Genomic DNA, 23865 nt, shown 5'->3' with positions numbered 1-23865 from the left:
AGAAATACCTTTGTAAAGGACTTAAGGCAATCTGGAAATCAATATTTTAAAAACAAAATACTGAACTGAATATCAGCCATCAAACTCCATAATATTTCCTTATGAGAATTTTAATAATAGAAGATAATTCACGTGTTTCAAGCCTGTTAAAGAGAGGCCTGGAAAGCCAGGATTATCAGGTATATATTTCAGAAGATGCAGAAGACGCTGTTGTTCTGCTTAATAAATTAACTTTTGATTTGGCTATCACAGATATTATGCTTCCTAAAATGAACGGCATAGATCTGTGTAAATTCATTAAACAAAAATATCCTGATTTACCCGTTATTATGCTTACAGCATTAGGGACAATTGATGAAAAAGTAGAAGGGTTTGATGCCGGAGCAGATGATTATATGGTGAAACCGTTTGAAATAAGAGAACTTTTTGTAAGAATAAAAGCTATTCTTCAGAGAAGCTCAAACAAAAACAGGGAAACTTACCTTTCCGATCTGGAATATCATGATCTTAAGATCAATAAAAAAATTAACCGTGTCTTCAGAAATGGTAAGGAAATAGAACTTACTCCGAAAGAATTCAAACTGTTGGTTTTTCTTGTGAGCAACGCAGAAAGAATTCTTACGCGTGAAGAAATTGCCGATAATGTCTGGGGAAATCATTTTGATACCGGAACCAACTATATTGATGTTTACATCGCTTATTTACGGAAGAAAATTGATAAGAATTTTGACACTAAACTTATTCATACCAAACCGGGAGTAGGATTTATTTTCGCTTCGCAATTATGAAAATAGCAACCAGAACAGCATTAAATTATTCTATCCTTACAGCAGGTATTCTTTTTATGTTTGCTTATCTTCTGTATGTAGTCTCTGAAAAAAACAGGGAGGATGAATTTAACGATCGTTTGGGTTACAAAGTAATCTGGCGCTCTGAATTTATCTTTGATGCCCGGATCAGTAATGAAAAGATCCGTGAGCTGCATCAACGGAACCAAAAATTATTGAATGAGGCAGATATCAGTGTTTACAACAGCAGAAAGCAACTGACATTTACTGATATTCCGCCGCTGAAAAGCAATGAAAAATATCTCGATAAGATCATTAGATCCAGCAAAAACAGAATATTCTGGCAGCAGGGTGACCGGCAGTATATTGCCATTAAGTTCAAATCATCGGGAGAAGATTATTATATTATCGGCAGTGCTGTGGATGTAACAGGAAATGCTCACATCTCGGAATTTAAGAAAGATATTATGATCATTTATATCTGTTCTATCATCGTTATATTTATCATTGGATTTCTTTTCTCATATTATACTTTAAAGCCTTTAAAAGATATTATCCTTCAAATCCGCGATATTTCAGAGCATAATCTCAACAAACGTCTTGATATCCCAAAGGCTAAAGATGAGATTTACGAACTTACCGAAACATTTAATTCTACTTTTAACAGATTGGAAAAGTCCTTTAACAATCACAAACAATTTGTTACAACTATTACCCATGAATTTAGGACACCACTTTCCACGCTTATCGCAGAGCTGGAACTTGCCAAAGAACTGAACGTAACTTTGGATGATTATAAACTTTCCATTGATAATGCTCTCCAGGATGCTAATGATGCTTCAGAACTGTCTTCAGCACTTTTAGATTTTGCCAGGGCCAGCTACGATATATCACAGATTAGTTTTTCTAATCTTCGCCTGGATGAAATTTTAGCAGAAGCTAAACTGGGATTGCTGCAAAAAAACGGAAATTATAAAATTGGCATCAACTATATAAGCAATGACGAAGAGGAAAGCAGTTATGACGGATACGGCAATCCTTACCTGCTCCAGGTTGCTTTCTCTAATCTTATGGAAAATGCCTGTAAATATTCCCAGGATAAAAGCTGCCGTGTAGAGATCGAAGCTAAAAGTCAATCTATAAAAATACGTTTCATAGATCATGGGATAGGCATATCTGAAGAGGATCTTTCAAAAATTTTTGAATTGTTTTACAGAGGCTCCAATAAAAGTTTTGAAAAAGGAAACGGGATTGGGCTTTCTATTGTAAAAAGAATTGTGGAAATTCATGGAGGAACCATTGAGGTAGATTCTAAGGTTTTCAAAGGAAGTATATTTACTATCAATTTTCCTTCAAAAAAATAAAAAAGCAGTCTGAACGACTGCTTTTTCTTATGCTTTTAACCATTCCGAGGAGGAAAGGTAGTTTTGATCAGGATAATAGATGAACAATAAGTTTCTTCCTTTTATCGTATTAATCATTGATTGTGACAGCTCTCTGGGTACTGCCGGGCACCCCCAGCTTCTCCCGATTCTTTTATGCACAGCAGCAAATGCTTCGCTCACATAATCAGCTCCGTGCATTACGATGGCTCTCCTATACGCAGCATCATTAAACCCTTTATCCATTCCAAGCAATCTTAATGAATACCCATTATCTCCCTGATATGTTGCATCCGTGATATAAAATCCTATGCTGCTCTGCCGCGAACTTTCCGTATTAGAAAAATTCGTGGCAAATTCTTCGCCTGTATTTTTACCGTGGGCAACGAGTGAGTTGAACAATACTTTTTTGTCATTAAGATCAATCACCCAAAGTCTTTTAGTATTGGAAGACATAGAAAAATCGCAAACGGTTAATAAGTGCGATTCATCCGTAAGCAATCCTGCTTTTTTGAGATTTTCAAATCCTGTTAATGCTTTGGAAAACACTTCATAGTTCAGTTCATGCTCGGGATCAAATTCAATTGATTTGTATAATGCTTCTGATGAAGATACTGTTGCAGCAGTATTCTTCTCAGATTTCGTGTCAGTTACTCTTTCCGTCTTCGTTATGTTGACGTTTTCATTCTTTACCACCGCTCTTGGAGAAATGTAGAATGAAGTTGTCACCATGTAAACAAGGCCTATTACGCCATAAAATCCTTTCATTCAATAATATATTAGTTCCAAATTAGTGGGGCAAAATTATAAAAACATCGCTATCAGCCACTTATAAATCTACAAAGTTTAACTGAATTTAAGAAACTTTAACGTCCTGATTCTGTGAAATAAAGCGCATTATTTTTGTGAATCAGCCACAAATTCCAGGCTAATAGAATTCATACAATACCTTAACCCGGTAGGCTTTGGACCGTCATCAAAAACATGTCCTAAATGGGAGTCGCATCTTTTGCAAAGGACCTCTACTCTATCCATTCCATAAGTCTGATCTCTTTTATAATACACGCCTTCTTTATCAGCCTCAAAAAAGCTTGGCCATCCGCAGCTGCTTGAAAACTTTGAAGTGGAACGGAATAGATGATTGCCACAAACGGCACAGTAGTAGTCTCCTACCTCATCAAAATCATTATACTTTCCGGTAAAAGCTCTTTCTGTAGCGGCTTCCCTTGAGATAGCATAAAGATCCGGAGCCAGAATTTTCTTCCATTCATCATTAGAAATATTCAGCTTTGCAGTATCGGTTCTTGAGTAATATGGATTGTTTTTTGCTTCTGTATTGTTCATAGAATTGGTTTTAATAGGTTGCGGTTTCTGTAAACACCCATGCAGAATAATTAATATAATGAGTGAAAATAAAAATCTCATCATAAATTTTAATTAAGTATTTTCTGGCCACAAAAGTGATTGGATGATTTGATAACCAAATTTAGTAAATTTGAGAATATGAATGACGAAGCAAAAAGAAAACAACTGAGAAAATATAAGGCTTTTGCTACAGGACTTTTTGTTCTGATGGCCCTTATTTTCATTGTAACAACCATTATGCAGAAAACCAATTCCTCTCACTGGATTGGGTATGTACGTGCTTTTGCTGAAGCTGCCATGGTAGGGGCCCTTGCCGACTGGTTTGCAGTTACCGCTTTATTCCGCCATCCACTTGGGCTTCCGATTCCTCATACTAATCTTATTGAGAACAGTAAGCAGAGACTGGGAGATAATCTGGGGAGCTTTGTAGTCAGCAATTTTTTATCTCCACAAAATATACGCCCATATATTCAAAAACTTAAAGTTTCAGGTTTTGCCGGAGAATGGCTTGCTAAAGAAAAAAACCAGGATATCCTGATCCGGAACCTATCGGATATTGTTCTTGATATTCTCAATAAGCTTGATGATTCCACCGTAAGCCAGTTCATCAGTAAAAAAGTATCGGAAATGACGGATGATATCAAACTGAACAAAGTAGTAGGCAACGGGATTCATTATATTCTGGAAAAAAATGACCACCAGAGGATTATTACGAATCTTTCAAAACAGATTAAAGAATACATTATTCAGAATGATGAGATGATTAAGGACCGGGTAAAAAGAGGGAGCTACTCTTTCATTCCATCCTTTGTTGATAATAAAATTGCGGATAAGATTGCGGATGGGCTGTCTGAATTTTTTAAAGAGATAGAAGAAAACCCGAAACATGAAGTCCGAGCATTGGTGACTCAAAAAATTCACGAATTTTCTGTAGACCTTAAAGAAGATCCTAAATGGGATGAGGAATTCAAAACTATTAAAAACGGACTTCTTAAAAATGATAAGCTTGAAGAATATTCTAATGATATCTGGGTTTCTATCAAGAAAACGTTAATGAAAGAACTACAGGAAGACCATTCTGCCTTAAAAAATTATCTTTCGAAAAACCTGAATGAGTTTTCACAAAACCTGAAAACAGATGAAAAGCTTCAGAATAAAATTGATCATTGGGTTCGGGTAACAGCTTATAAATATATCCTTAAAAATACACATCAATTCGGAAACCTCATCAGTACTACTGTAGGCAATTGGCAAGGTAAAGAACTGAGCGAAAAGCTCGAATTGGAAGTAGGTAAAGATCTTCAGTTCATTCGTGTTAACGGGACTTTGGTTGGCGGATTAGTTGGGTTAATTATCTATACCATTGCTCATTTTTTTATATAAAACAGCAATATACTGCCATGAAAAATATTCTCACTCTATTATTAACCTTCAGTCTGACATTTCTCTTCTGCCAGAAAATTGAATTAAAGCAGGTAACAGATTCTTCCCAGATCTTTAAGGGAGAAATTGCAGGTGCTCGTGTTACTTTACAACTTCATTATGATGGTATTCCGGATTGTAATTTATATCAGCATTTTGTAGACGGGTGGTACTATTACGATAAATATCAGAAGAAAATCCCCCTGACCGGGCTTTATGACTATGGTAAGCTGTTCTTATATAATTTCGGATCTAAGCATAAACAAAGTTCTAAACTGTTTAAAGAAAAAATCAACTCGCCACAGAATGTTGAAAGCGTTACAGTAATTGCAAAAGAGCTTTCTCCAAAAGAATCCATTTTATTTGGGCAGGATCAAGCCCAGAAGAATCCTATTCCCGGGAATTTTTATCTTGAGAATAAAGATAAAGCTCAGCCTGCAAAGCTATTTACCGGTAATGATATGATTTACCGTTACAATAATTATCTGATTCTACCCAATAACAAGAGAATCAACACCTTTGATGTTATTAATCTATATGGCGGAAACGAACTGATTTCTTACGCTTCGGGAGACAAAGGAAACCGGATTTTACTATATTTTGACCACGCTTCCAACCTAAATGCGTGTGGAAGATGCGGAGCCAGCGAAGGTGAGAAAGGCTACAGGATTCTTTATTTTACCAAAGACTGGAATTATAAGCACTATGAAGAATTCCTTACTGAAAGTTGCCTGGAAAATATATATGACACTACGCAGACAAAATCAAAGGACGGTAAAACGATACGGTATACAATAAAAAAATCTGATTCTTCTCCTGCTCATACACTAACAGTTGATATTAAAAATGCCACTGTTATTAAATCAAAATAAAAGAGAGTCCACATTCTGAACCCTCTTTTTATATTTATCTTGGCAATCTGCTTGCCCTTTTTAAAATCTCTTTGTTAATGTCATTAATCAATTCCGGTCCTTCATAGATAAATCCGGTGTACAGCTGAACCAAACTTGCTCCGGCATCTAATTTTTCAATAGCATCTTTTGCTGAATGAATTCCTCCTACTCCAATAATCGGGAATGCCCTATTACTTTTATCCGAAAGGTATTTGATCATTTTTGTACTTCTTTCCCTAATAGGCTTTCCGCTTAATCCTCCGTTTCCTATTTGTGCTAAAACATCAGGAGACGTTTTCAGCCCTTCTCTGTTTACAGAGGTATTGGAGACTATCACCCCATCTATTTTTGTTTCTGCAATCAGTTCTACAATCTCATCTAGCTGAGTATTATTAAGGTCCGGGGCAATTTTTAACAATATTGGTTTCTGTACGGATTTTGACTGATTGATTTTCTTTACTTCTGTAATCAGCTCACGAAGGTATTCCACATCTTCCAGTTTGGCGTGGCTCCCTACATTCGGGCAACTTACATTGAGTACAAAATAATCTACGTATGGATGAAGGCCTTCAAAACAATCCAGATAATCCTGTGTATAGTTTTCAGGTTTTGTATCTGTATTTTTCCCTATGTTACCGCCGATGATTATTTTACCTTTGTTGGATTTCAGTTTTTCAATAGCAGCCTGAAGACCATCGTTATTGAACCCCATTCTGTTGATGATTCCACCATCTTCAATAAGGCGGAATAATCTTTTTTTAGGGTTCCCTGCCTGAGCCCTTGGAGTCACCGTCCCGATTTCTACAAACCCGAAGCCTAAGTCTCCCAATTCATTGAACAAAACAGCATTTTTATCAAAACCGGCAGCCAATCCTACAGGATTTTTAAATTTCAATCCGAAAACTTCTCTTTCCAGACGTTTGTCCTCAATAGGTTTGGGGAAAAATAATTTAGTAAGAAATCCAAAATTCTTAAGCATCGAAAAAGTAAAGTGATGTACTTCTTCGGGATCAAATTTGAAAAGAACCGGACGAATGAGCGATTTGTACATTGAAAAAAAGTTTTACAAAATTACTCATTTTAAAATTAACATATGATTACTCTATGATATTTTATCAAAATGTCTGATATATACCATCTATAAACCCGATCTACGTACTCTACAAAAACAGTGATTTTTTTAACGCTATGATCTTCAACATAATAATCCTGAAACATTTTTTGTTCAAGGGTGTTTCACTAAGTAAAGAATCTATTCTCATTTGCTGAACGAAGTGCTGCTGCGATTAAAAAGTCATTTATTTAAAGTACTTTGCATTCATAGTGTTAAAAATTTAAATATACAATTAAGAATAGGTACTCAAGTCAAATTTCAAAATATCCCCTACTCTTTTGAACTCTTCATCTATAGTGGCATTTACGGTAATTCTTTCGTTAGAAATAGGATGATTGAAAATTAATTGATGGGCATGGAGCGTCATTTTGTTAATTTCAAATGTTTGAAGCCACAATTTATTCTGTTTATTGCAGCCATGTTTACGACATCCTAAAATTGGATGTAAAATATGTTTAAAATGCTTTCTTAGCTGATGGAACCTTCCTGTTTCAGGAATTGCTTCTACCAAACAATATCTCGACGTCTGATGTTTTAAAAAAGGTAAATCGATTTCTGAAGTCTGCAAACGACGGTAGTATGTAACTGCATTTTGCTTCACTTCATTTTCATTAACCAGGTCGTAATCAATGGTTTCTTCTTCTTTTGCCCAGCCTCGTAGAATAGCAATATACTTTTTCTCCACTTCTCTGGTTGCAAAACGGTCACTCATTATTCTAAGTGTATCTTTATCTAATGTGAATAACAAAACTCCTGAAGTTTTACGGTCTAAACGATGCACAGGATAAACTTTTTGCCCAATCTGGTTTCTCAGTTCCTGGATGGCATACGTATCAGCTTCTCCTGCATAGAAAGATTTATGAACCAATAATCCGCTGGGTTTGTTAATAGCAATAATATGCTCGTCACGATAAAGAATTTCTAACATGGGGCAAAAGTAGAAAATTTCAATTGATTCTTGTTTCAGTGGGTATCCTTAAAATTTTAACAGGTAACTGCTATTCTGAACCTAGCGGGTTTGTAAGCGCGTAGAAGTCAATAGCCCTGATTGAGTGGTATGTTTGAGCTCTTTTCTTTTTTTCGGCGGCGGCAAAGCCGCCGCCGAAAAAAAGAAAAAGCGAGTAACGAAAGCAGGTTAAGGCTCCTAAAAAATGAGAATAAAAGAATTTGAAGGATTATTAATAGCTTTTTTTGCTGAATTTCATGATTTTGGAATCCAAATTCATATTTTTGCACATCAGACGTAAAAAAATTATGGCAAAGCAAGAAGATGTTTTCAAGAAAGTAATTTCTCACGCTAAAGAATACGGATTTATTTTCCCTTCCAGTGAGATCTATGATGGTTTATCCGCTGTTTATGATTATGGACAGAACGGGGCTGAACTTAAAAATAATATCAAACAATACTGGTGGAAAGCTATGGTACAGCTTAACGAGAATATTGTGGGTATTGATTCGGCAATCCTTATGCACCCAACAACATGGAAGGCATCAGGCCACGTAGACGCTTTCAATGATCCATTGATTGATAATAAGGATTCTAAAAAACGTTTCAGAGCAGATGTTTTAATTGAAGACTACTGCGCGAAAATTGAAGATAAAGAGAATAAAGAAATCGAAAAAGCGGCAAAGAGATTTGGGGAAGCTTTCGATAAAGATCAGTTTGTTGCAACCAATCAAAAAATTATTGATTACAGAGCAAAAAGAGAGGCTATCCTTTCAAGGCTGGCAAAATCTTTAGAAAATGAAGATCTTGCAGATGTAAAAGCATTAATTGAGGAGCTTGAAATTGCTGATCCGGATACGGGGTCTAAAAACTGGACAGAGGTAAGACAGTTCAACTTAATGTTCGGAACAAAGCTTGGTGCTTCTGCAGACAGTGCTATGGATCTTTACCTTAGACCGGAAACGGCACAGGGTATTTTCGTTAACTTCCTGAACGTTCAGAAAACTTCCCGTCATAAGCTTCCTTTTGGTATTGCACAGATTGGTAAAGCATTCAGAAATGAGATTGTTGCAAGACAGTTCATCTTCAGAATGCGTGAATTTGAACAAATGGAAATGCAGTTCTTTGTAGCTCCGGGTACAGAACTTGAATTCTACGAAAAATGGAAACAAACGCGTCTTAAATGGCATCTTGCTCTTGGCTTGGGAGATGAAAACTACAGATTCCACGATCATGAGAAATTAGCTCACTATGCGAATGCTGCAGCTGATATTGAATTCAATTTCCCATTTGGCTTCAAAGAATTGGAGGGAATCCACTCCAGAACTGATTTTGATCTTAAAGCTCATGAAGAGTTCTCCGGAAGAAAGCTTCAGTTCTTCGATCCTGAAAGAAATGAAAACTACGTTCCTTACGTAGTGGAAACATCTGTAGGGTTAGACAGATTATTCCTTTCTATCTTCTCTCACTGCCTGAAGGATGAAGTATTGGAAGACGGCTCAGAAAGAACGGTTTTATCTTTACCTCCTGCTTTAGCACCTGTAAAAGCGGCTATTCTTCCATTAATGAAGAAAGACGGTTTAGGAGAATATGCTGAAAAAATCTTCAATGACCTGAAATATGATTTCAACTTGATCTACGAAGAAAAAGACAGTATTGGTAAACGTTACAGAAGACAGGATGCTATTGGTACTCCTTACTGTATTACCATTGATCACGATTCTCTTAATGACCATACAGTAACTCTCAGAGACAGGGATACCATGACTCAGGAAAGAGTTCCGGTTGCAGATCTGAGAAGAATCATTGATGAGAAAACCAACTTCAGGAATCTACTTTCTAAAATATAATCTAAAAGCCCTGAAAAATCAGGGCTTTTTCATTTTCAAAAAAAAAGATGTTCGTATTGTGAAAATGATTACTTTTGAGGCTATTAAAAAAACTAATTATAAACCATGAAGAAATTAATCATTTCATCACTAGCTATTGCAATAATCGCAAGTTGCAGCTCTTCAAATGATGACAGCACAAATGAGAATAATAACACCCCTACCCCCTATCTTCTAAAAAAATCAACCGAAATTACCCAGGATGGCCAAAGTTATACTATAGAATATAAGTACAACGGAACCAGGATTACAGAAGCATTTGATGTTGCTGATAATGAAAAAACGTTATACACTTATGACGGTGATAATATCGTAAAGACTGAGGTATTTACGAAGAGTGGCGCATTAAAATTTATGAGAGAGTTTTCTTATTCCAACGGAAAACTGGTCTCTGAAAAAGTAACAGATAAACATCAAGCAGGAACCCTGGTTTACACTGAAACATTTCAATACCTGAGTGATAGCCACATAAAGCACAATGCTTTTCAAACTGTCACGTATAATCCAACTACAGGAGCATATTCAGATATAAAATACCAAGATAAGGATATCTATCTTGATGCTAACGGAAACCTGCTTTCAATCACTTACTCTAATAACGGAACAACATACAGTACTACATTTTCCTATGACGGCAATAACCATCCTATGAAAAATGTAAAAGGCTATATAAAAATGGACATGCTCTCTCTTGCAGATGGAGAGGTAGGCTACAGTAATCTGGTAAAAGCAGAGGGAAATTATGCAGGCGCTGTAAATGGAACAACTAAGACCAGCGCAGTTCATACTCTTAATACCGCTAATTATCCAACCAAGTCAGTCATGACGTATACAAGTTCTGCCTTTGGAACGAATAAACATACATACCTTTACGAATATAATAAGTAACGGTTTTACTTTATTGAAATACCAGCCCTGAGTTTTCAGGGCTTTTATTTTCATCAGTATTCATAATTTATTATTTTAGTCCAAAATTCAATCATGAAAAAAATAATTTTATTAATGTTTGGCCTTATCCAGACATTTGTATTTTCCCAAACTCAGGATTTAACAACATTAGCGGCAGGAGACCATGTAGGAATGAATGCCCTGTTTGATGATAAAGACAACCTTTACGGCTATGTTTCCATCTATTCTTACGGAAAATCCGGAGATAAAACTAAGAAATTTGAATATGTTATACTGGATAAAAACCTCAACCCTGTTGCCAATAAGGAATTTGAAGGTGACATCACAGCTGCTTCATATAGAGGGTATGTAGATTTCAAAGGACAAATTATTCTAAAGCCATCTATGATGGATTATTCCCTGATAAAAAGCAGAGAAGTCTTTACCCCTGTTTCCATGGTCATCAATCCTAAAACCAATACTATTACCCGAAAAGTATATTATGATTATCTTGAAGATGGAAGCTTCAAAGAGATCAATGAGCCTAAAAGCTGGAAGGAGCAGAACAAAGAAAACCGAAGTGAGAAAAGAGAAAAAGGCTATAATTATGTTTCTGCTGTAGCAGAAACTAAAGAAGGAGGTTATTTTGCCGTAGAATACAAAGACTACGGAAAGTATGTTAACAGCAACAGCCTGATGAAGTTTGACGAGAATAAAAAAGAAGTATGGCGGTATAAGTACAATACAGACGGAACCAAGAAAGTTTTTTCCACTTTAACTCCTTTGGAAAAAGATGAAAATTATCTCTATTCTATCCTGAAGAAAGTAGACAATGATAAAAAAACATTCACTCTTCTTGTGCTTGATATGAAAACAGGAAAGCAGGTTTCCAATAATCCTATCACAGGAATTACAGATAGAACCATAGAAAATATTGACAGTTTTATTTCCAATTACAGCCCTATTGACAATGATAAAACTTTTGATGACAAAATCGTATTAACAGGAAGGAACTATGCTTCCAATGATTATGATATTGGCTTTTCCAGATTAATGATTAACAAGTCAAATTTTAGTGTTGATACAAAGACTCTTAGCTATAAGCCGGATTTTGTACCCTTTTTACCTAAAATTGACGGAAATGGCTATGTAGAAAGCGGATATTATCTGCTTACTAAAGACTTATATTTCATGAGTGACGGAAGTGTAGGTATTCTTTCTGAGAAATATAAACCTGCCGGCCAATATAATGCTCCAAAAACAACAGATCTTGTCTATCTGTACACAGATAAAGATTTCAAGATCAAAGACCTTAAAGTATTGGAGAAAGAAAAAACTAAATGGGCCGTAAACAGCGACTATCTGTTCTCACAATACCTCAACGGCGGAAAAGATGTGGTTTTCTTCTATCGTGATTATCAAAAAGATGAAGCCACCAAACAGAAAAAATGGAACCTGTTCATCAATACGGTTATTGATGGAAAATTCAAGCAGGAAATTATTCCTATTTCCGAAAAAGACAACTATCAGGTAATGCCTTATGTGGCCAAAGAAGGCTATATTCTTCTTCGCGAATACAACAATAAAGATAAATACAATAAGATTCGTCTGGAAAAACTGAACTATTAATTAATACAGGTCTTTATTCCTGCATTGGTCGTAAAAAAGCTATCTCAAATATTGAGATAGCTTTTTTACAGAATCCAAAGGATTTTAAACCTCATTAATCTCGCAGGTTTCACTTTACCTGTACTGTTATTTTATGTTGTGGTAGCCCCGGTATCCTGGTAATAGTCTGAAATATTTTTGATCTCCTCCAGACTTAGGTTCCACATAAAATTCAGGAATTGCTGGTAACTCTCACTCTGGTTTTTAGGTTCTACCCTATCCAGGTAGCGGTTCAGATTATAATTCTTCCGGGCTTCATAAATTTTTGAAAAGCATTTGCCAAGCCAGCTTTTATAATATTTTTCCTCTTCTCCATCCTGTAGAAACTGCATCGCTACATAAATACCTAATCCGTAATCTTCAGAGTGGAAATAATTAGGTAGAATTTCCATCCTTGCTGTTTTTTTCAGTGCAAGATATGCTTCTGAGGGTTTCTCCGGATCTACGGAAGTGTTCAGTTCAGGAAAAGTTTTTTTAAGCATCTCTATTCTTTTAGTCATTTCAGGATGCGATGCTAAAGAATCTTTATTCAGTTTTTCTTTATAAAAATTATAATTGTAGAGTGAAAAGTCTTCTTTCTTCATCCATTTTTCCTTGAAAGCCTGTTTAGGAAGGTCAAACAGCTTTTTATAAGTTTCTATTTTAAGTTCTCTGGGAGAAATGGTATCAAATGTCTGAAGCTTTTGTAATCCGTTAATGAATTCATTTTTCTTAAAATCGCTGTTTTTAAAAATGACATATCCCAGATAATCTGCCTGCATTTCAAGTTTCCTCTTCTCCATTCCTTTTTTATAAATTCTGTTTTTAAGAACATCAAATGCTTTTTCATTGCGTCCCAAACTGCGCTGATCTGTTGTTTCCTTGATATTTTGTACTGTAGATTTATCTAATTCATTCTGTTCTACAGTATTCAGAACAGATTTCAGGGTATGATCCTCTATCTTGTGTCCTAACTCATGAGAAATTACCCCAGCTACCTGAGCTTCATTATCCATCCAGTTATACAGCCCCATATTGATAACAAAAGTTCCATCTGCAAGGCAGTAAGCATTAGGAGTATTGTCTCTTGCGATTAGAATTTTAAGATCCTGAGGAATTTTTGGATTATTCTTTCTGAGACGTTCTACTAAAGATTTGATAACGGCATCAAAGTCAGATTTAAAAACAAAGTCTTTATTCTTCACCTGGTTTTCAAAATCAGTTCCGAATTCTTTATAAATTTTAGACATTTCAGAACCTGTTCTTCCTGAATACTGCAACTTCAGCCCTTTGATCAGGCTTTCATTATGAACTGCAAAGTTTTTTAAAAATTCTTTCCGTTGAAGATAATCCGCAGTATCTATCGGTTTATAGTTCTGGGAAATTCCTGCTGCCGAAAGCAGGAAGCCTATCAATGCAATAAGTTTTCTGATCATGTTTTTCATCAATTAAACAAAAATAATGTATTTGATGATTCATTTTTATTTTTTCACCCAAATTATTTTAAATTTGTTAAGACCGATTCACACACAATGAGAATACTAAAGTACATGATAGGCGGTGCGGCAGTAGGAGCAGCCACAGCTTACTTTTTGGGATATGATTATTTATTCAGTGGAATTTCCAAAACCTATCTTAAAGGAAGATCAAGTGCCCATATTGATGATGGAAACCTTTTTCCCGGTAATCCTATTGCAGCAGGATCATCCAAACAATGGGAAGAACATCCTGAATATAATAAAAAAGAGCTACCTAAAGTTTTAGTTGACGACTTAAAGCAGTCTAAAACGGCATCTTTTATAGTGATAAAGAATGGTAAGATTCTTCATGAACAATATTGGGACGGCTATAATCAGCTTTCACCAACCAATTCTTTTTCTATGGCTAAAGCTGTTACTGTTATGCTTTTGGGAAAAGCGCTGGAAGAGGGACTTATCAGCAATATTGATGAAAAACTTTCGGATTTTTATACTGAATTTAAAGAAAAAACTTTCGGAAGCGAAGTCACTCTTAAAAATCTGGCTCAGATGGAGTCCGGCCTTGAATGGGATGAAAATTATAATAATCCTTTTCTGCCCAATGCCAGAGCCTATTATGGGAAAAATCTTGTAAAAGCTATATTTTCCAGGAAGTTTAAAGAACAGCCGGGAACTAGGTTCGAATATCAAAGCGGAACAACACAGTTACTTGGTTTTGCCTTAAAAAAAGCATTGAAGAAGCCTCTGGCAAGCTATCTTTCTGAAAAATTCTGGGTCCCTTTAGGAATGGAACAGAATGCCAAATGGAGTACAGATGATTATGGAATGGAAAAAGCATATTGCTGCATTCATTCCAACACCAGAGATTTTGCCAAACTGGGACTTCTTTTCCTAAATGACGGTAAAGTGGGAGACCAGCAAATCCTTAATGCAGATTTTATCAAGCAAATGAGAACCCCTACAGAAAAGTCTGACAATATTTATGGAATGGGGCTTTGGATTAATTATGACAATCCTGTTAAACATTATTATTTCCTTGGACTTCAGGGGCAGTATATCATTATGATTCCGGACTACGATATGGTGATCGTAAAAACTGGAAGCTATGCCAACAACCCTAAAAATGACAGAGGAAGGCCAGACCAGGTGAAATTCCTTGTGAATGAAACCGTACAACTATTTCAATAAAAATATGGAAAAATACAGCTCAAAAATAGATACCTATATTGAAAAGTCCCAGGATTTTGCTAAACCTATTCTTAGTTACATTCGGGAAATTGTTCATGAATACTGTCCTGATGCCGAAGAAACCATAAAATGGAGTTTTCCGCATTTTATCTACAAAGGTAAAAACCTTTGTGCTATGGCCTCTTTCAAACAGCACTGCACATTCGGATTCTGGCTGGAAAAGGAAATGAAAACCATGCAGGAACTCACACAGGATATTGAGAAAAACTCTATGTTCAGCCTGGGAAAAATAACAAAGATTGAAGATCTTCCTTCAAAACCTCAGCTAAAAAAAGCTATTAAAGAAGCCATGGAACTTACAGATATGGGGGTTACCATGAAAAAAGCAGCTCCATCCAAAACAGAAATGGACATTCCTGATTATTTTTTTGCTGCATTACAGCAACAGCCAGGAGCATTAGAAGTTTTTGAAAAATCGTCCCCGTCATTTAGAAAGGAATACATCACATGGATTACTGAAGCTAAAACCGAAGCTACCAGAAACAAAAGAATGACCCAGGCTTTAGAATGGATTGCAGAAGGAAAAGGGAGAAACTGGAAGTATGAACGGAAGTAAAAAAAGAATATACCTCTTTTAATGAAACCTGAAATTAGCTTCAGGCAACGTATTCTTTTTAAGGAACGCCTCATATTCCGGAGATAATTGAGCACGGCCAAATGTATTTTCACCACTCATGCTTCCCAAACGGACCTTATCTTTCCCGAATTTCCTGTTCATGGCATCCATTGCCTTCATTACAGGAAGATGCTGGTTTTGTATATCTTCTTCAAAAAGGCTGATCTGTCTTTGGTCTTCCGGCACAAAGTCATTTACCATTACGCCTGCCCTTTTATAATGAAACCCGTCCCTGTAAACGGCTTCAAAAAGTTCATTAACCACTCTTCCAATCAATATGGATGAATTGGTTGGATTGGGAAGAATTTGTGTCATTGCATTTCTATATTCAGGAAGATCCTTTCTGAATCGGTTGGTCTGCACAAAGACTGTTATCATTTTACAGCAGGTATTCTGCCGGCGTAATCTTTCCGAGCAGTACATTCCAAAAGTTTCTACCCGTTCTCTTACGGCTTCTTTATCAGTAAGCATTTCCATAAAACTTCGGGTAACAGCAATTGATTTTTTCGGAGACGGAGCATCCAGTTCAAGCTGACGGATCCCTTTTAATTCATTAATCATCCTCACGCCATGAATTCCCATTACTTTTCGAACCCACATTTCAGGTTTCTGAAGAAGGTCCCAGGCTTTATAAACACCGTTGTCATTCATTTTAGCTGCCAGTTTTCTCCCTATTCCCCAAACGTCTCCTATATTCAGCCATTTCAGTGCTTTTTCTATCTTTTCAGGGGTATCCATAATATAAACTCCATTAAATTTCTCCGGAAAATCCTTTACAATCCTGTTGGCTACCTTACATAAAGTCTTGCTGGGAGCAATGCCTATACTTACAGGAATATTTTCCTTCTCCCAGATTTCTGTTTTGATTTTAGAACAATATTCATGGATATCAATATATTTAAACCCTGTTAGATCGAGAAAAAGCTCATCAATATAATCAGAAGCTTTTGATAAACTCAGTTATCAAAACTTAAATATAATCAAAAGCTAAAAACTAAATTAACTAACAATCAATACATTATGATATAAACTCTGTCTTTAGCTTTTGATTTTAACAAAAAAATTATCCTAAACCTTTTAAAAATTCCTTTAAATAAGAGTTGTTCTCCCAGGATCTTCCATTATAACTATTTTGAGGTAATACATCAACATATACAGCTTCTAACGCCTCGCGTTTTTGTTTTGAATCTGCTCGAGCATATATTTCTGTTGTTTGTATACTTGAATGCCCAAGAAAGTCCCGGATTGTAATTAAATCTATCCCGGCCTGAAGAAGGTGCATAGCTTTAGAATGCCTTAAAATATGTGGGCTTATAACAGATGGTATAATTTCTTTATTAATTAGCCTGGCTTGATTTGCATACTTCTTTAAAATATATGTAACTCCTGCAGTAGTAAGCTTTTCACCTATTCTGTTAAAAAACAAAGGTCCCATTTCCTTCTCTCGTCTATTAAGACCATAATCCAAAATATATTGCTTCAAAAGCTGTACCTGCTCCTCTTGTAATATTACAAAGCGTTCTTTATTTCCTTTTCCTAATAAACGAATGGTGTATGGTTTTTCCAATCTTAAGCAAGAAGGAGATAGATCTATCAATTCCTGAACGCGTGCACCGCTATCATATAATAAAGCTATCATTGCCAAGTCTCTGCTTGAATTATGGTTATTGGTGGAAATTTGTTCCAGAAGTAATTTAATAGCATCAATTGATAAATAGTTAATCGTTTTAGTAATACCTCTTTTTAGTCTTATAGAGCGTATATTCTGCCACTCGGATATTCGTGTGGGTTCTTCATATTGTAAGTATTTACAAAATGATCTAATGGCTGCATATCTTTGATTTCTTGTAGATATATTATTTTTATGTCTTGTTTCAAGCCAAAGTAAAAAATCCAATATAACGTCTCTATTAAGATGCTTTAATTGTAATGTATCCGCATTAATTGACTTAGCCTCTTTCATAAAAGCTAGTAGCATCCCAAAACTATCTCTATATGCTCTTATAGTATGTTTAGATGCACCGTACTCTCCAACAAGGTACTTTATAAAGAATTTTTCTAAATGTTTACCAAAATCCGTCATAATCATTTTTTTTAATAAATTTCATTTCTGGAAAAACAAAAGACATGATCTTTTGTTTTTCTATTAAATCGGGAAACATTTGACTTGTCCATCTAACATATTGCTCTGTCGATTTAATATGTTTATGTCCAAGAAATATTGAAATCAGAGGAAGACTACAATGTATACCCATTCCTTGGCTTATTAACTTCTGAAAACCATGGACAGCAGCAGTATGTCTTAAATCGTGAATTCTAGGCCGATTAACATAAGTATGCCTTGGTATGTCTGCACAATAAAGAACTTTTTGAAACCAAAATCGGACATTAGTTTTGTGACATGGTTTTCCCAATTGTGTCACAAAAAAATATTTTTCGTTGGAATTTATCTTATTTACAGGAATAAGCTCTTTAAAGTTTTTGTATTCTTGTAAAACAGCAAACAAAGAGTCAGTCATAACTGCCAATCTTTGTTGTTCATTCTTGGTTTTGTTAATATGAATTATTCTTTTATTGAAATCCAAATCTTCATTTTTAAGAGATAAAGCCTCGCTAATACGCATTCCTGTACTATAAAGCAATCTACATAGAGCAGGCATTGCAAACATAGGAGTGATGTTTCTATTTTTCGATATCCTTAGTTTATCCACAGTTTCAAAAATCAGTTTGATTTCTTCAGCAGTAAATATATAGGGTATATAGTTATTTTGGCGGCCAGCCTTAGGAATTCTAGGTATATAACTTCCTATTTCTAAACTGCACAAATATGAACAAAAGTGTTTCCAGGCAATATATTTATGGTACAAATTCCTATCATTATCATTAATTCTTGTGCTTTTCCATAGCAAGATAACATCTTCAGTAATTTGTAGATCTGTAATATTATATTCTTGAAAAAAACGATCAAATTCTAGCATGAAATTTTTTAACATATCAGATTTTAATTGTCCTTTCCGCTCCTTCTCTAAAAGAAAACTGTTTATATATGGTGCGAACTCACTCTCATAAATAAACTCTTTTTTTCTATGTATCATAATAACCCTTTTCCTTTTTGTATGTAAAAATTATTGCAAACCATTGGTACATCCAATGAACATTTTAGTAACTCTTGCGAATCAAGATGAACGTAAGGCATGGTGCTAGCTGTATTACAATGTCCTAATGCTTCTGAGATAATAGGTAACGCTGTCCCATTTTTCAGTAAATTGGTTGCCAAACTATGGCGCATGGAATGTGGACCATGACGTTTCTTTGCAAATTCAACATTAGATTTTATAAAATATTTCTTGAATATTGCATTCAAAGCTGTTCCTCCTAATGGCAGATAAGGCGCACTTGCCCTTAAAAAAATGTATTTTGAAATAGATTTAGGTCGACTATGCCTTATATAATCTATGATAGCCTCTCCAACATCAGTTAATAACGGCAGCTCAATCATTTTTTTTGTTTTAAATTGCTCCATTAAAATCAAATTAGTCTCCCAATTAATATTTGAGAATTGTAGTAATCTTATATCTGAAGATCTTAAACCTAGACGTGTTGCTAAAAGAATCATTGCATAATCCCTTTTTCCTATAGCATATTTTCTATCCACAGATTTTTCAATACAGACAATTTCGTCAAGAGTATAGTATGATGGTAATTTACGGCCAGATCTTGCTTTATAATTTGCAAGAATATTTGCTGTACGAAAATTTATTATTTTTTTTGAGTATAAATCTGAAAGGAGCGATCTCAATACAGTTGCTGGATGATCTTTATAACTCTGTAAAGACATAAACTGTAAAATATATTCAGATGTAATGTCTTCAGGTCTATATATTTTATCTTCTAATGCTTTTTCACAAAATTTTTGAAGTGAGCCATAGTAATAGCGTTTGGTAGTTGATGACAGGCGTCTTTCATTTACATATGAAATTAGAAAGTTCTTTACATAAAAGCCTAAAGAATTATCTGGAAATAGAGTTTCAAAATTTTGTGTTTTCTTTTTTATTATCCATTTTCCTTCAAGCATTCCATTCAATAAACCTATGTAACGTGCATCATATCGAAAATTGTCTTTTTTATTAGATCTACTATTTCCTGGAATATCGCGAAATTTTAAATATTCTTCACCTACATTCTTATCATAAACAACAATAAGTTTCATTTCCATGAAATGGGAAAGCCGCTTAAACTGATATATAAGTTTTTTCTTTAAATTATCTGAAAAAATATTTTCATCAATATATTTTTCCAGTTGTTTGTGAAGCTCACTAAGTTTTTGTTCCATAATAAATATAATTTTAAGATTAATACAAATTTTATATCGGAAAAAACTAGCTTTACTTGCCTCCTATACACTTTTGAATGTTACATGATTAAAAATATTAAAAATTCACTATCACAATTTTTTTATTCAGTAATAAATTTTATATTTGCTAAATAAAAATACGGTATAGGGGATAAAAGAAAGTTCTTTTTCCATATATTGAAATCGAAAATATAATCCGTCGGTGGTCGAATACTTGACGGATTTTATTTTATGCAAACATATTAAAAAAATACAAAATCCCCATATTTTTTATCAAAAATTACACATATCTAAGATAACATTAAAAATATTATACAAATTACACATATTACCTATATTATGTATATTGGTTATATTCCTTATACTATAAAATTTATGTGCTTAAACATAAGCTAATGATTACAAATCACTTGTATAAGTAAATCAACCCAAAATCAGGTTAATATAGGCAGCAAATGCCACTCAATCCCAGTTTTCAACTTATACAAATACAATTAACTATTTCATATAAAGGAATCTTTGTTGTAATACTCTTTTAGGAGTTGGTAGATAAGGTACTATTTCCATTTCTATTGTATCTTTTCTTAGTACTTTGTACATATAATGGGGCGATGAGTGGAGGTTTTATATTTTGCAACACAAATTTCTATAACCTCTTATATTTTCAAAAGTCAAGACGACTTCAGCGTTAATTTCAGATGAAAGAACTGTTTGAACTTCTAAAAATCAGGCAAAGCATTAAATTTAGAAAATTTATCTTTATCTGTTCTGACTTAAGTATTCAATAAGTTCTGTTTAAATTTCATAAAAACCCCCAAAGCTTAGCTTCAGGGAAATATCTTAATCTTCAATTTTTTGTCCACGATAAGGTGTTGTTGAAATCCACGGAAAAGCATTGATAGTATCTTTAATGTTGTAGAAGAGTGAGGCTTCCATCTTTTCTTTTGTCAAGAAAACAGAGAAATATACGGAATCTGTTTTCAGGTCATTCTTTTTTAATAAAAAAACAAATCTTGTTCCACCGTCGTCTTCAAAATATTTTTGTTTATGAACCTTAAAACTAATTTTTTTTTGTTTAAAATAATTCTCAAAATCCTGTAGTGCTTTGAACTTCCTTTCTTTTTCATCCTTATATATTTCTACATAGTCTCTATATAGTATAGTATTATTATTTACTAAATAAGCTTCGTATTGTCCATTGAAATTATTTTTGATATACTTATAAAAAATACGATAATCAAAATGATCAAATTCTGGTATTAGAGACTTTGCTTTACCTTTTTCTTTTCTACTAGGTCCTATAGGAGAATAAAGATAATAATCTGGATAAGAGGGATTGAATGTAGAATACTTATAATACCCTTTCTTTATCTCATTAATATCAGGATTTAAGACAACTAAATCATCATGTATTACCTTTACATCGGTATTTTTGCAAGAATATAATATTATTAATAAAAATAAAGTTAAAATCGGGTATCTCATATTATTTCTTTTTTATTTCTTCTGTCAATGTTGTCTGGAGCTCCATAAAACTCTCTAAAGCACTAAATTTAGACAATTTATCTTTGTCCATCCCAGATTCCAATACTTTACTTTGTTTTCGTCCTTCCCATTCCTTTGTTCCGCTACCATCCTGTATTTCAATCAATTTGTTAGTATAATTGCTATTGTAAACATCTGAAATTATTACTGGTCCTCTATATTCAAAAAGGCTGTCAGTAAGCTCATATTCAGAATCTACATCACAAAGGAAAGCAACCAGCCCTAGAGATTCCTGCAAAACCTTTACAAAAGGTCCTAATTCCAGCTCGTAAGGGACTGCTGCTAAAGATACTGTATTTTTTACAATGTCAAGATACTTTTTTTCTTTATGGGCAATGGCATAGATAAAATTCATTTCACTGCTTTGGTTAAACAGGCAGACCTCCTTTATTTTTTTGAAAAATTCGGCATTAGGATTCATTTTAAAATCTTCAAACCCTTCTATCCTTAGCAGCCCCTGATCTATGATTTCCTGATGCAGCTGTAATCCCTGTGATTTGAACCGAGTTTTAAAATCATTCTCAGTACGTATCTTTTTTTCTATCCTATCATCTGTAGCACTGGTAGGGCTTCGTTGTACAATCTGGGCATAATATTTCAGTTCCTGGTAATGCCCCTGTACTATTTTCCCTCCACGGTCTATGTAAAGTGTGCAGGTCTTTATAATCCGATCACGGTATGGATTAGCACGACTAGCATTATCTCCGCTATATATATTTCCCTTATTATCTTCTATCCAGGAAATTGCAGTGAGGTGTGCATTAAGAAGGTCCTGATACTCCTCTCCAATGTCCATTTTAATTTTGCTCTGTACTTTGGTAAAACCCAGGCAAAAGCAAGTATTACTGCTTTCCTCATAATTATTAACATCTGATTCCGGTTGGTTTAGCACCAATGTTTCTGGTAAATATAGCATGGCTTTAAGGTTTTAGGTTGGTTTTGTTTAAAAGTTGTAAGTCGTATAAAATAGCATCGGGATTATCATCCTGAAAACTATGGATAGCTCCGGCATTGTTTTTTTCTACGGCAATAGAGCCTAGTAAGAAAGGGCCCCTGTAATTGAACAGTTTTTTAGAAAAAGATACCGCCCCCAATACATCGTCAAAAATATACCCGAAAATACCTTGTATTTCTTTAAATACCCCAAACTGTTTATTCTTGATAATTTCAGTAAGGAAAGGATAGTCATGGGCAGCTGATTTGCCAGCAATAGTAGATAGGAGATTATCATCTTCTTTATTAGCCAGGGCAAAAGAATAAGAAATATCTGAAGTTCTGTTGAAAATACTGGCTTCCCTCAGTATGGATGCAGTCCTGTTGTAGAAATCCTTTAAAGAGCTGTTGGCCTCAAAATCCATATCCCTGATATTATCCAGCAGGATAAGCTTTTTCTGCAAGAAGATTTCATCATGAAGCTTTTTTCCTTTACTTACAGACCCCCAACTGCTTTGGCTGACAGAAGATTTGCCTTTACCTGTATTGCCCCTAAGAATTTCCCTTTCCGGACCGGATTGTAAATTACACCTGTAAGCAAACAGATCCATTCTGGCATCAACGAGTTCTCCTCTGTTGTCCATCCATACATTAAGCAGGTACATCCAGTTATGAAAGCCTTCTTTACTTCCATTTCCTATATTGTACGCTTCATATTTTATAGCTGCAGTAAATCCTGTCAGAAATGTATTGGAATTATTGTTTGCCTTTGCATTGATTCCGTAACATAAGTATCCTATATACTGACTGTACACATCAAATTCTTTCCACGGTTCTGGATGAGACATATCCATATCTTTTGTAGAAAGTTCCTGTCTCCATTTTTCCAGAATAGACTTATAATCTCCTAAAACCACGTTACTTGTGGACAGTAATTCGTCATATTTTTGATGTTGAAAGTTCTGGACTTCAGTTTTAAATTCCTGCAATTTAGAGCCCAATATTTTTTCAGTTTTAGAATCAATGATATGAGCTTTTACCCTGTAGGTATCGGATGAAAAAATTGTATTTTGTAAATCAGACTTTGGTGGTTCTTTCAGAATGATTTCTATTTCTTTGGTTACAGGGTCTGCTTCATATACTTTATTATTTACAGAAATCAGCAGCTTCTGTGTTTTAGCATCAAAATTTTCAGTATTGACTACTACGCCATGGGTAGCTTTTCTTTGTTTCTGTACACTTTCGGGAAATTGTATCAGCTGAATATCGGCTATTTTTGTTTCCATTATTTCGTTGTTTTTAGCTGTTGGCTTCCGGTGGCTGTCAAAAGCCAGCCACCGGTTACCAAAGCCAGGTT

21 protein-coding genes and 1 pseudogene are annotated in these 23865 nt (G+C 34.7%); 9 read left to right on the top strand and 13 right to left on the bottom strand.

What is annotated here, in order from left to right:
• Positions 1–101: 101 nt before the first annotated feature.
• Entirely contained in the window at positions 102–788 is a 687-nt protein-coding gene (locus EG339_RS06620; protein WP_123869447.1) for a response regulator transcription factor, read from the top strand.
• Positions 785–2152, top strand: a complete 1368-nt coding sequence (locus EG339_RS06615; RefSeq protein WP_123869445.1) for a sensor histidine kinase — start codon at positions 785–787, stop codon at positions 2150–2152. Before EG339_RS06620 ends, EG339_RS06615 begins: the two co-directional genes overlap by 4 nt.
• A gap of 27 nt (positions 2153–2179) precedes the next feature.
• Here the strand turns inward: EG339_RS06615 and EG339_RS06610 are convergent, their stop codons facing one another.
• Complete coding sequence (locus EG339_RS06610) at positions 2180–2938, bottom strand: murein L,D-transpeptidase catalytic domain family protein (protein ID WP_123869443.1); 759 nt, start codon at positions 2936–2938, stop codon at positions 2180–2182.
• Positions 2939–3067: 129 nt separating this feature from the next.
• Complete coding sequence (gene msrB / locus EG339_RS06605) at positions 3068–3595, bottom strand: peptide-methionine (R)-S-oxide reductase MsrB (protein WP_123872625.1); 528 nt, start codon at positions 3593–3595, stop codon at positions 3068–3070.
• 78 nt (positions 3596–3673) lie between these two features.
• Here msrB and EG339_RS06600 point away from each other — a divergent pair, with 78 nt between their 5' ends.
• Positions 3674–4918: a DUF445 domain-containing protein gene (locus EG339_RS06600; RefSeq protein WP_123869441.1), complete on the top strand. Its 1245-nt coding sequence runs from the start codon at positions 3674–3676 to the stop codon at positions 4916–4918.
• A 17-nt stretch (positions 4919–4935) separates the two neighbouring features.
• Positions 4936–5829, top strand: a complete 894-nt coding sequence (locus tag EG339_RS06595; protein ID WP_123869439.1) for a hypothetical protein — start codon at positions 4936–4938, stop codon at positions 5827–5829.
• A 34-nt stretch (positions 5830–5863) separates the two neighbouring features.
• Here EG339_RS06595 and EG339_RS06590 read toward each other — a convergent pair whose 3' ends face one another.
• Both EG339_RS06590 and EG339_RS06585 read right to left on the bottom strand, forming a co-directional pair.
• Positions 5864–6901: a quinone-dependent dihydroorotate dehydrogenase gene (locus EG339_RS06590; protein ID WP_123869437.1), complete on the bottom strand. Its 1038-nt coding sequence runs from the start codon at positions 6899–6901 to the stop codon at positions 5864–5866.
• 295 nt (positions 6902–7196) lie between these two features.
• Positions 7197–7892, bottom strand: a complete 696-nt coding sequence (locus EG339_RS06585; RefSeq protein WP_123869435.1) for a pseudouridine synthase — start codon at positions 7890–7892, stop codon at positions 7197–7199.
• A 326-nt stretch (positions 7893–8218) separates the two neighbouring features.
• On the opposite strand from EG339_RS06585, the gene EG339_RS06580 reads away from it, so the two are divergent.
• The 3 genes from EG339_RS06580 (at position 8219) to EG339_RS06570 (ending at position 12316) form a co-directional block, all read left to right on the top strand.
• The gene (locus EG339_RS06580) at positions 8219–9760 is read left to right on the top strand and encodes a glycine--tRNA ligase (protein ID WP_123869433.1); all 1542 of its coding nucleotides are present in this window, start codon (positions 8219–8221) and stop codon (positions 9758–9760) included.
• Between the two features lie 105 nt (positions 9761–9865).
• Positions 9866–10687: a hypothetical protein gene (locus EG339_RS06575; protein WP_123869431.1), complete on the top strand. Its 822-nt coding sequence runs from the start codon at positions 9866–9868 to the stop codon at positions 10685–10687.
• Between the two features lie 93 nt (positions 10688–10780).
• Positions 10781–12316, top strand: a complete 1536-nt coding sequence (locus EG339_RS06570) for a hypothetical protein (protein ID WP_123869428.1) — start codon at positions 10781–10783, stop codon at positions 12314–12316.
• A gap of 131 nt (positions 12317–12447) precedes the next feature.
• Here EG339_RS06570 and EG339_RS06565 read toward each other — a convergent pair whose 3' ends face one another.
• The gene (locus tag EG339_RS06565) at positions 12448–13770 is read right to left on the bottom strand and encodes a M48 family metalloprotease (RefSeq protein ID WP_228459715.1); all 1323 of its coding nucleotides are present in this window, start codon (positions 13768–13770) and stop codon (positions 12448–12450) included.
• Between the two features lie 96 nt (positions 13771–13866).
• On the opposite strand from EG339_RS06565, the gene EG339_RS06560 reads away from it, so the two are divergent.
• Both EG339_RS06560 and EG339_RS06555 read left to right on the top strand, forming a co-directional pair.
• Entirely contained in the window at positions 13867–15000 is a 1134-nt protein-coding gene (locus tag EG339_RS06560; protein WP_123869424.1) for a serine hydrolase domain-containing protein, read from the top strand.
• Positions 15001–15004: 4 nt separating this feature from the next.
• On the top strand, positions 15005–15616 hold the full coding sequence (locus tag EG339_RS06555) for a YdeI/OmpD-associated family protein (RefSeq protein ID WP_123869422.1): 612 nt from the start codon (positions 15005–15007) through the stop codon (positions 15614–15616).
• 18 nt (positions 15617–15634) lie between these two features.
• Here EG339_RS06555 and EG339_RS06550 read toward each other — a convergent pair whose 3' ends face one another.
• The 8 genes and pseudogenes from EG339_RS06550 to EG339_RS06520 all read right to left on the bottom strand — a co-directional run bounded on the left by EG339_RS06550 (position 15635) and on the right by EG339_RS06520 (position 23794).
• Complete coding sequence (locus EG339_RS06550; protein ID WP_228459714.1) at positions 15635–16414, bottom strand: DinB/UmuC family translesion DNA polymerase; 780 nt, start codon at positions 16412–16414, stop codon at positions 15635–15637.
• Positions 16415–16519: 105 nt separating this feature from the next.
• Positions 16520–16564, bottom strand: a pseudogene (locus tag EG339_RS24620) (hypothetical protein); the annotation flags it as partial.
• A 175-nt stretch (positions 16565–16739) separates the two neighbouring features.
• Positions 16740–17759, bottom strand: a complete 1020-nt coding sequence (locus tag EG339_RS06545; protein ID WP_228459713.1) for a tyrosine-type recombinase/integrase — start codon at positions 17757–17759, stop codon at positions 16740–16742.
• A complete protein-coding gene (locus EG339_RS06540) occupies positions 17743–18771 on the bottom strand; it encodes a tyrosine-type recombinase/integrase (protein WP_123869418.1) in 1029 nt (342 codons plus the stop codon). Before EG339_RS06540 ends, EG339_RS06545 begins: the two co-directional genes overlap by 17 nt.
• Complete coding sequence (locus EG339_RS06535; protein ID WP_123869416.1) at positions 18768–20009, bottom strand: site-specific integrase; 1242 nt, start codon at positions 20007–20009, stop codon at positions 18768–18770. The genes EG339_RS06540 and EG339_RS06535 overlap by 4 nt, the downstream gene beginning before the upstream one ends.
• An 861-nt stretch (positions 20010–20870) precedes the next feature.
• Positions 20871–21515, bottom strand: a complete 645-nt coding sequence (locus tag EG339_RS06530) for a hypothetical protein (RefSeq protein WP_123869414.1) — start codon at positions 21513–21515, stop codon at positions 20871–20873.
• A 1-nt stretch (position 21516) separates the two neighbouring features.
• Positions 21517–22491 carry a hypothetical protein gene (locus EG339_RS06525; RefSeq protein ID WP_123869412.1) on the bottom strand — a complete coding sequence of 325 codons (975 nt, stop codon included), beginning with the start codon at positions 22489–22491 and terminating at the stop codon, positions 21517–21519.
• A 4-nt stretch (positions 22492–22495) separates the two neighbouring features.
• Complete coding sequence (locus EG339_RS06520) at positions 22496–23794, bottom strand: hypothetical protein (RefSeq protein ID WP_123869410.1); 1299 nt, start codon at positions 23792–23794, stop codon at positions 22496–22498.
• Positions 23795–23865 lie beyond the last annotated feature (71 nt).

This window comes from Chryseobacterium bernardetii, assembly GCF_003815975.1.
Lineage (GTDB): Bacteria > Bacteroidota > Bacteroidia > Flavobacteriales > Weeksellaceae > Chryseobacterium > Chryseobacterium bernardetii.
The sequence above is the reverse complement of the archived record's forward strand: the minus strand, read 5'-3'. Positions and strand labels throughout refer to the sequence as shown.

Bases quoted from the DNA above. Each gene is read 5' to 3' on its own strand.
- EG339_RS06595 (WP_123869439.1), top strand. From the start codon at position 4,936: ATGAAAAATATTCTCACTCTATTATTAACCTTCAGTCTGACATTTCTC.
- EG339_RS06540 (WP_123869418.1), bottom strand. From the start codon at position 18,771: ATGATACATAGAAAAAAAGAGTTTATTTATGAGAGTGAGTTCGCACCA.
- EG339_RS06580 (WP_123869433.1), top strand. From the start codon at position 8,219: ATGGCAAAGCAAGAAGATGTTTTCAAGAAAGTAATTTCTCACGCTAAA.
- EG339_RS06585 (WP_123869435.1), bottom strand. From the start codon at position 7,892: ATGTTAGAAATTCTTTATCGTGACGAGCATATTATTGCTATTAACAAA.
- EG339_RS06615 (WP_123869445.1), top strand. From the start codon at position 785: ATGAAAATAGCAACCAGAACAGCATTAAATTATTCTATCCTTACAGCA.
- EG339_RS06555 (WP_123869422.1), top strand. From the start codon at position 15,005: ATGGAAAAATACAGCTCAAAAATAGATACCTATATTGAAAAGTCCCAG.
- EG339_RS06590 (WP_123869437.1), bottom strand. From the start codon at position 6,901: ATGTACAAATCGCTCATTCGTCCGGTTCTTTTCAAATTTGATCCCGAA.
- EG339_RS06575 (WP_123869431.1), top strand. From the start codon at position 9,866: ATGAAGAAATTAATCATTTCATCACTAGCTATTGCAATAATCGCAAGT.
- EG339_RS06570 (WP_123869428.1), top strand. From the start codon at position 10,781: ATGAAAAAAATAATTTTATTAATGTTTGGCCTTATCCAGACATTTGTA.
- EG339_RS06620 (WP_123869447.1), top strand. From the start codon at position 102: ATGAGAATTTTAATAATAGAAGATAATTCACGTGTTTCAAGCCTGTTA.
- EG339_RS06520 (WP_123869410.1), bottom strand. From the start codon at position 23,794: ATGGAAACAAAAATAGCCGATATTCAGCTGATACAATTTCCCGAAAGT.
- EG339_RS06560 (WP_123869424.1), top strand. From the start codon at position 13,867: ATGAGAATACTAAAGTACATGATAGGCGGTGCGGCAGTAGGAGCAGCC.
- msrB (WP_123872625.1), bottom strand. From the start codon at position 3,595: ATGAGATTTTTATTTTCACTCATTATATTAATTATTCTGCATGGGTGT.
- EG339_RS06525 (WP_123869412.1), bottom strand. From the start codon at position 22,491: ATGCTATATTTACCAGAAACATTGGTGCTAAACCAACCGGAATCAGAT.
- EG339_RS06550 (WP_228459714.1), bottom strand. From the start codon at position 16,414: ATGGATACCCCTGAAAAGATAGAAAAAGCACTGAAATGGCTGAATATA.
- EG339_RS06600 (WP_123869441.1), top strand. From the start codon at position 3,674: ATGAATGACGAAGCAAAAAGAAAACAACTGAGAAAATATAAGGCTTTT.
- EG339_RS06545 (WP_228459713.1), bottom strand. From the start codon at position 17,759: ATGACGGATTTTGGTAAACATTTAGAAAAATTCTTTATAAAGTACCTT.
- EG339_RS06535 (WP_123869416.1), bottom strand. From the start codon at position 20,009: ATGGAACAAAAACTTAGTGAGCTTCACAAACAACTGGAAAAATATATT.
- EG339_RS06610 (WP_123869443.1), bottom strand. From the start codon at position 2,938: ATGAAAGGATTTTATGGCGTAATAGGCCTTGTTTACATGGTGACAACT.
- EG339_RS06530 (WP_123869414.1), bottom strand. From the start codon at position 21,515: ATGAGATACCCGATTTTAACTTTATTTTTATTAATAATATTATATTCT.
- EG339_RS06565 (WP_228459715.1), bottom strand. From the start codon at position 13,770: ATGATCAGAAAACTTATTGCATTGATAGGCTTCCTGCTTTCGGCAGCA.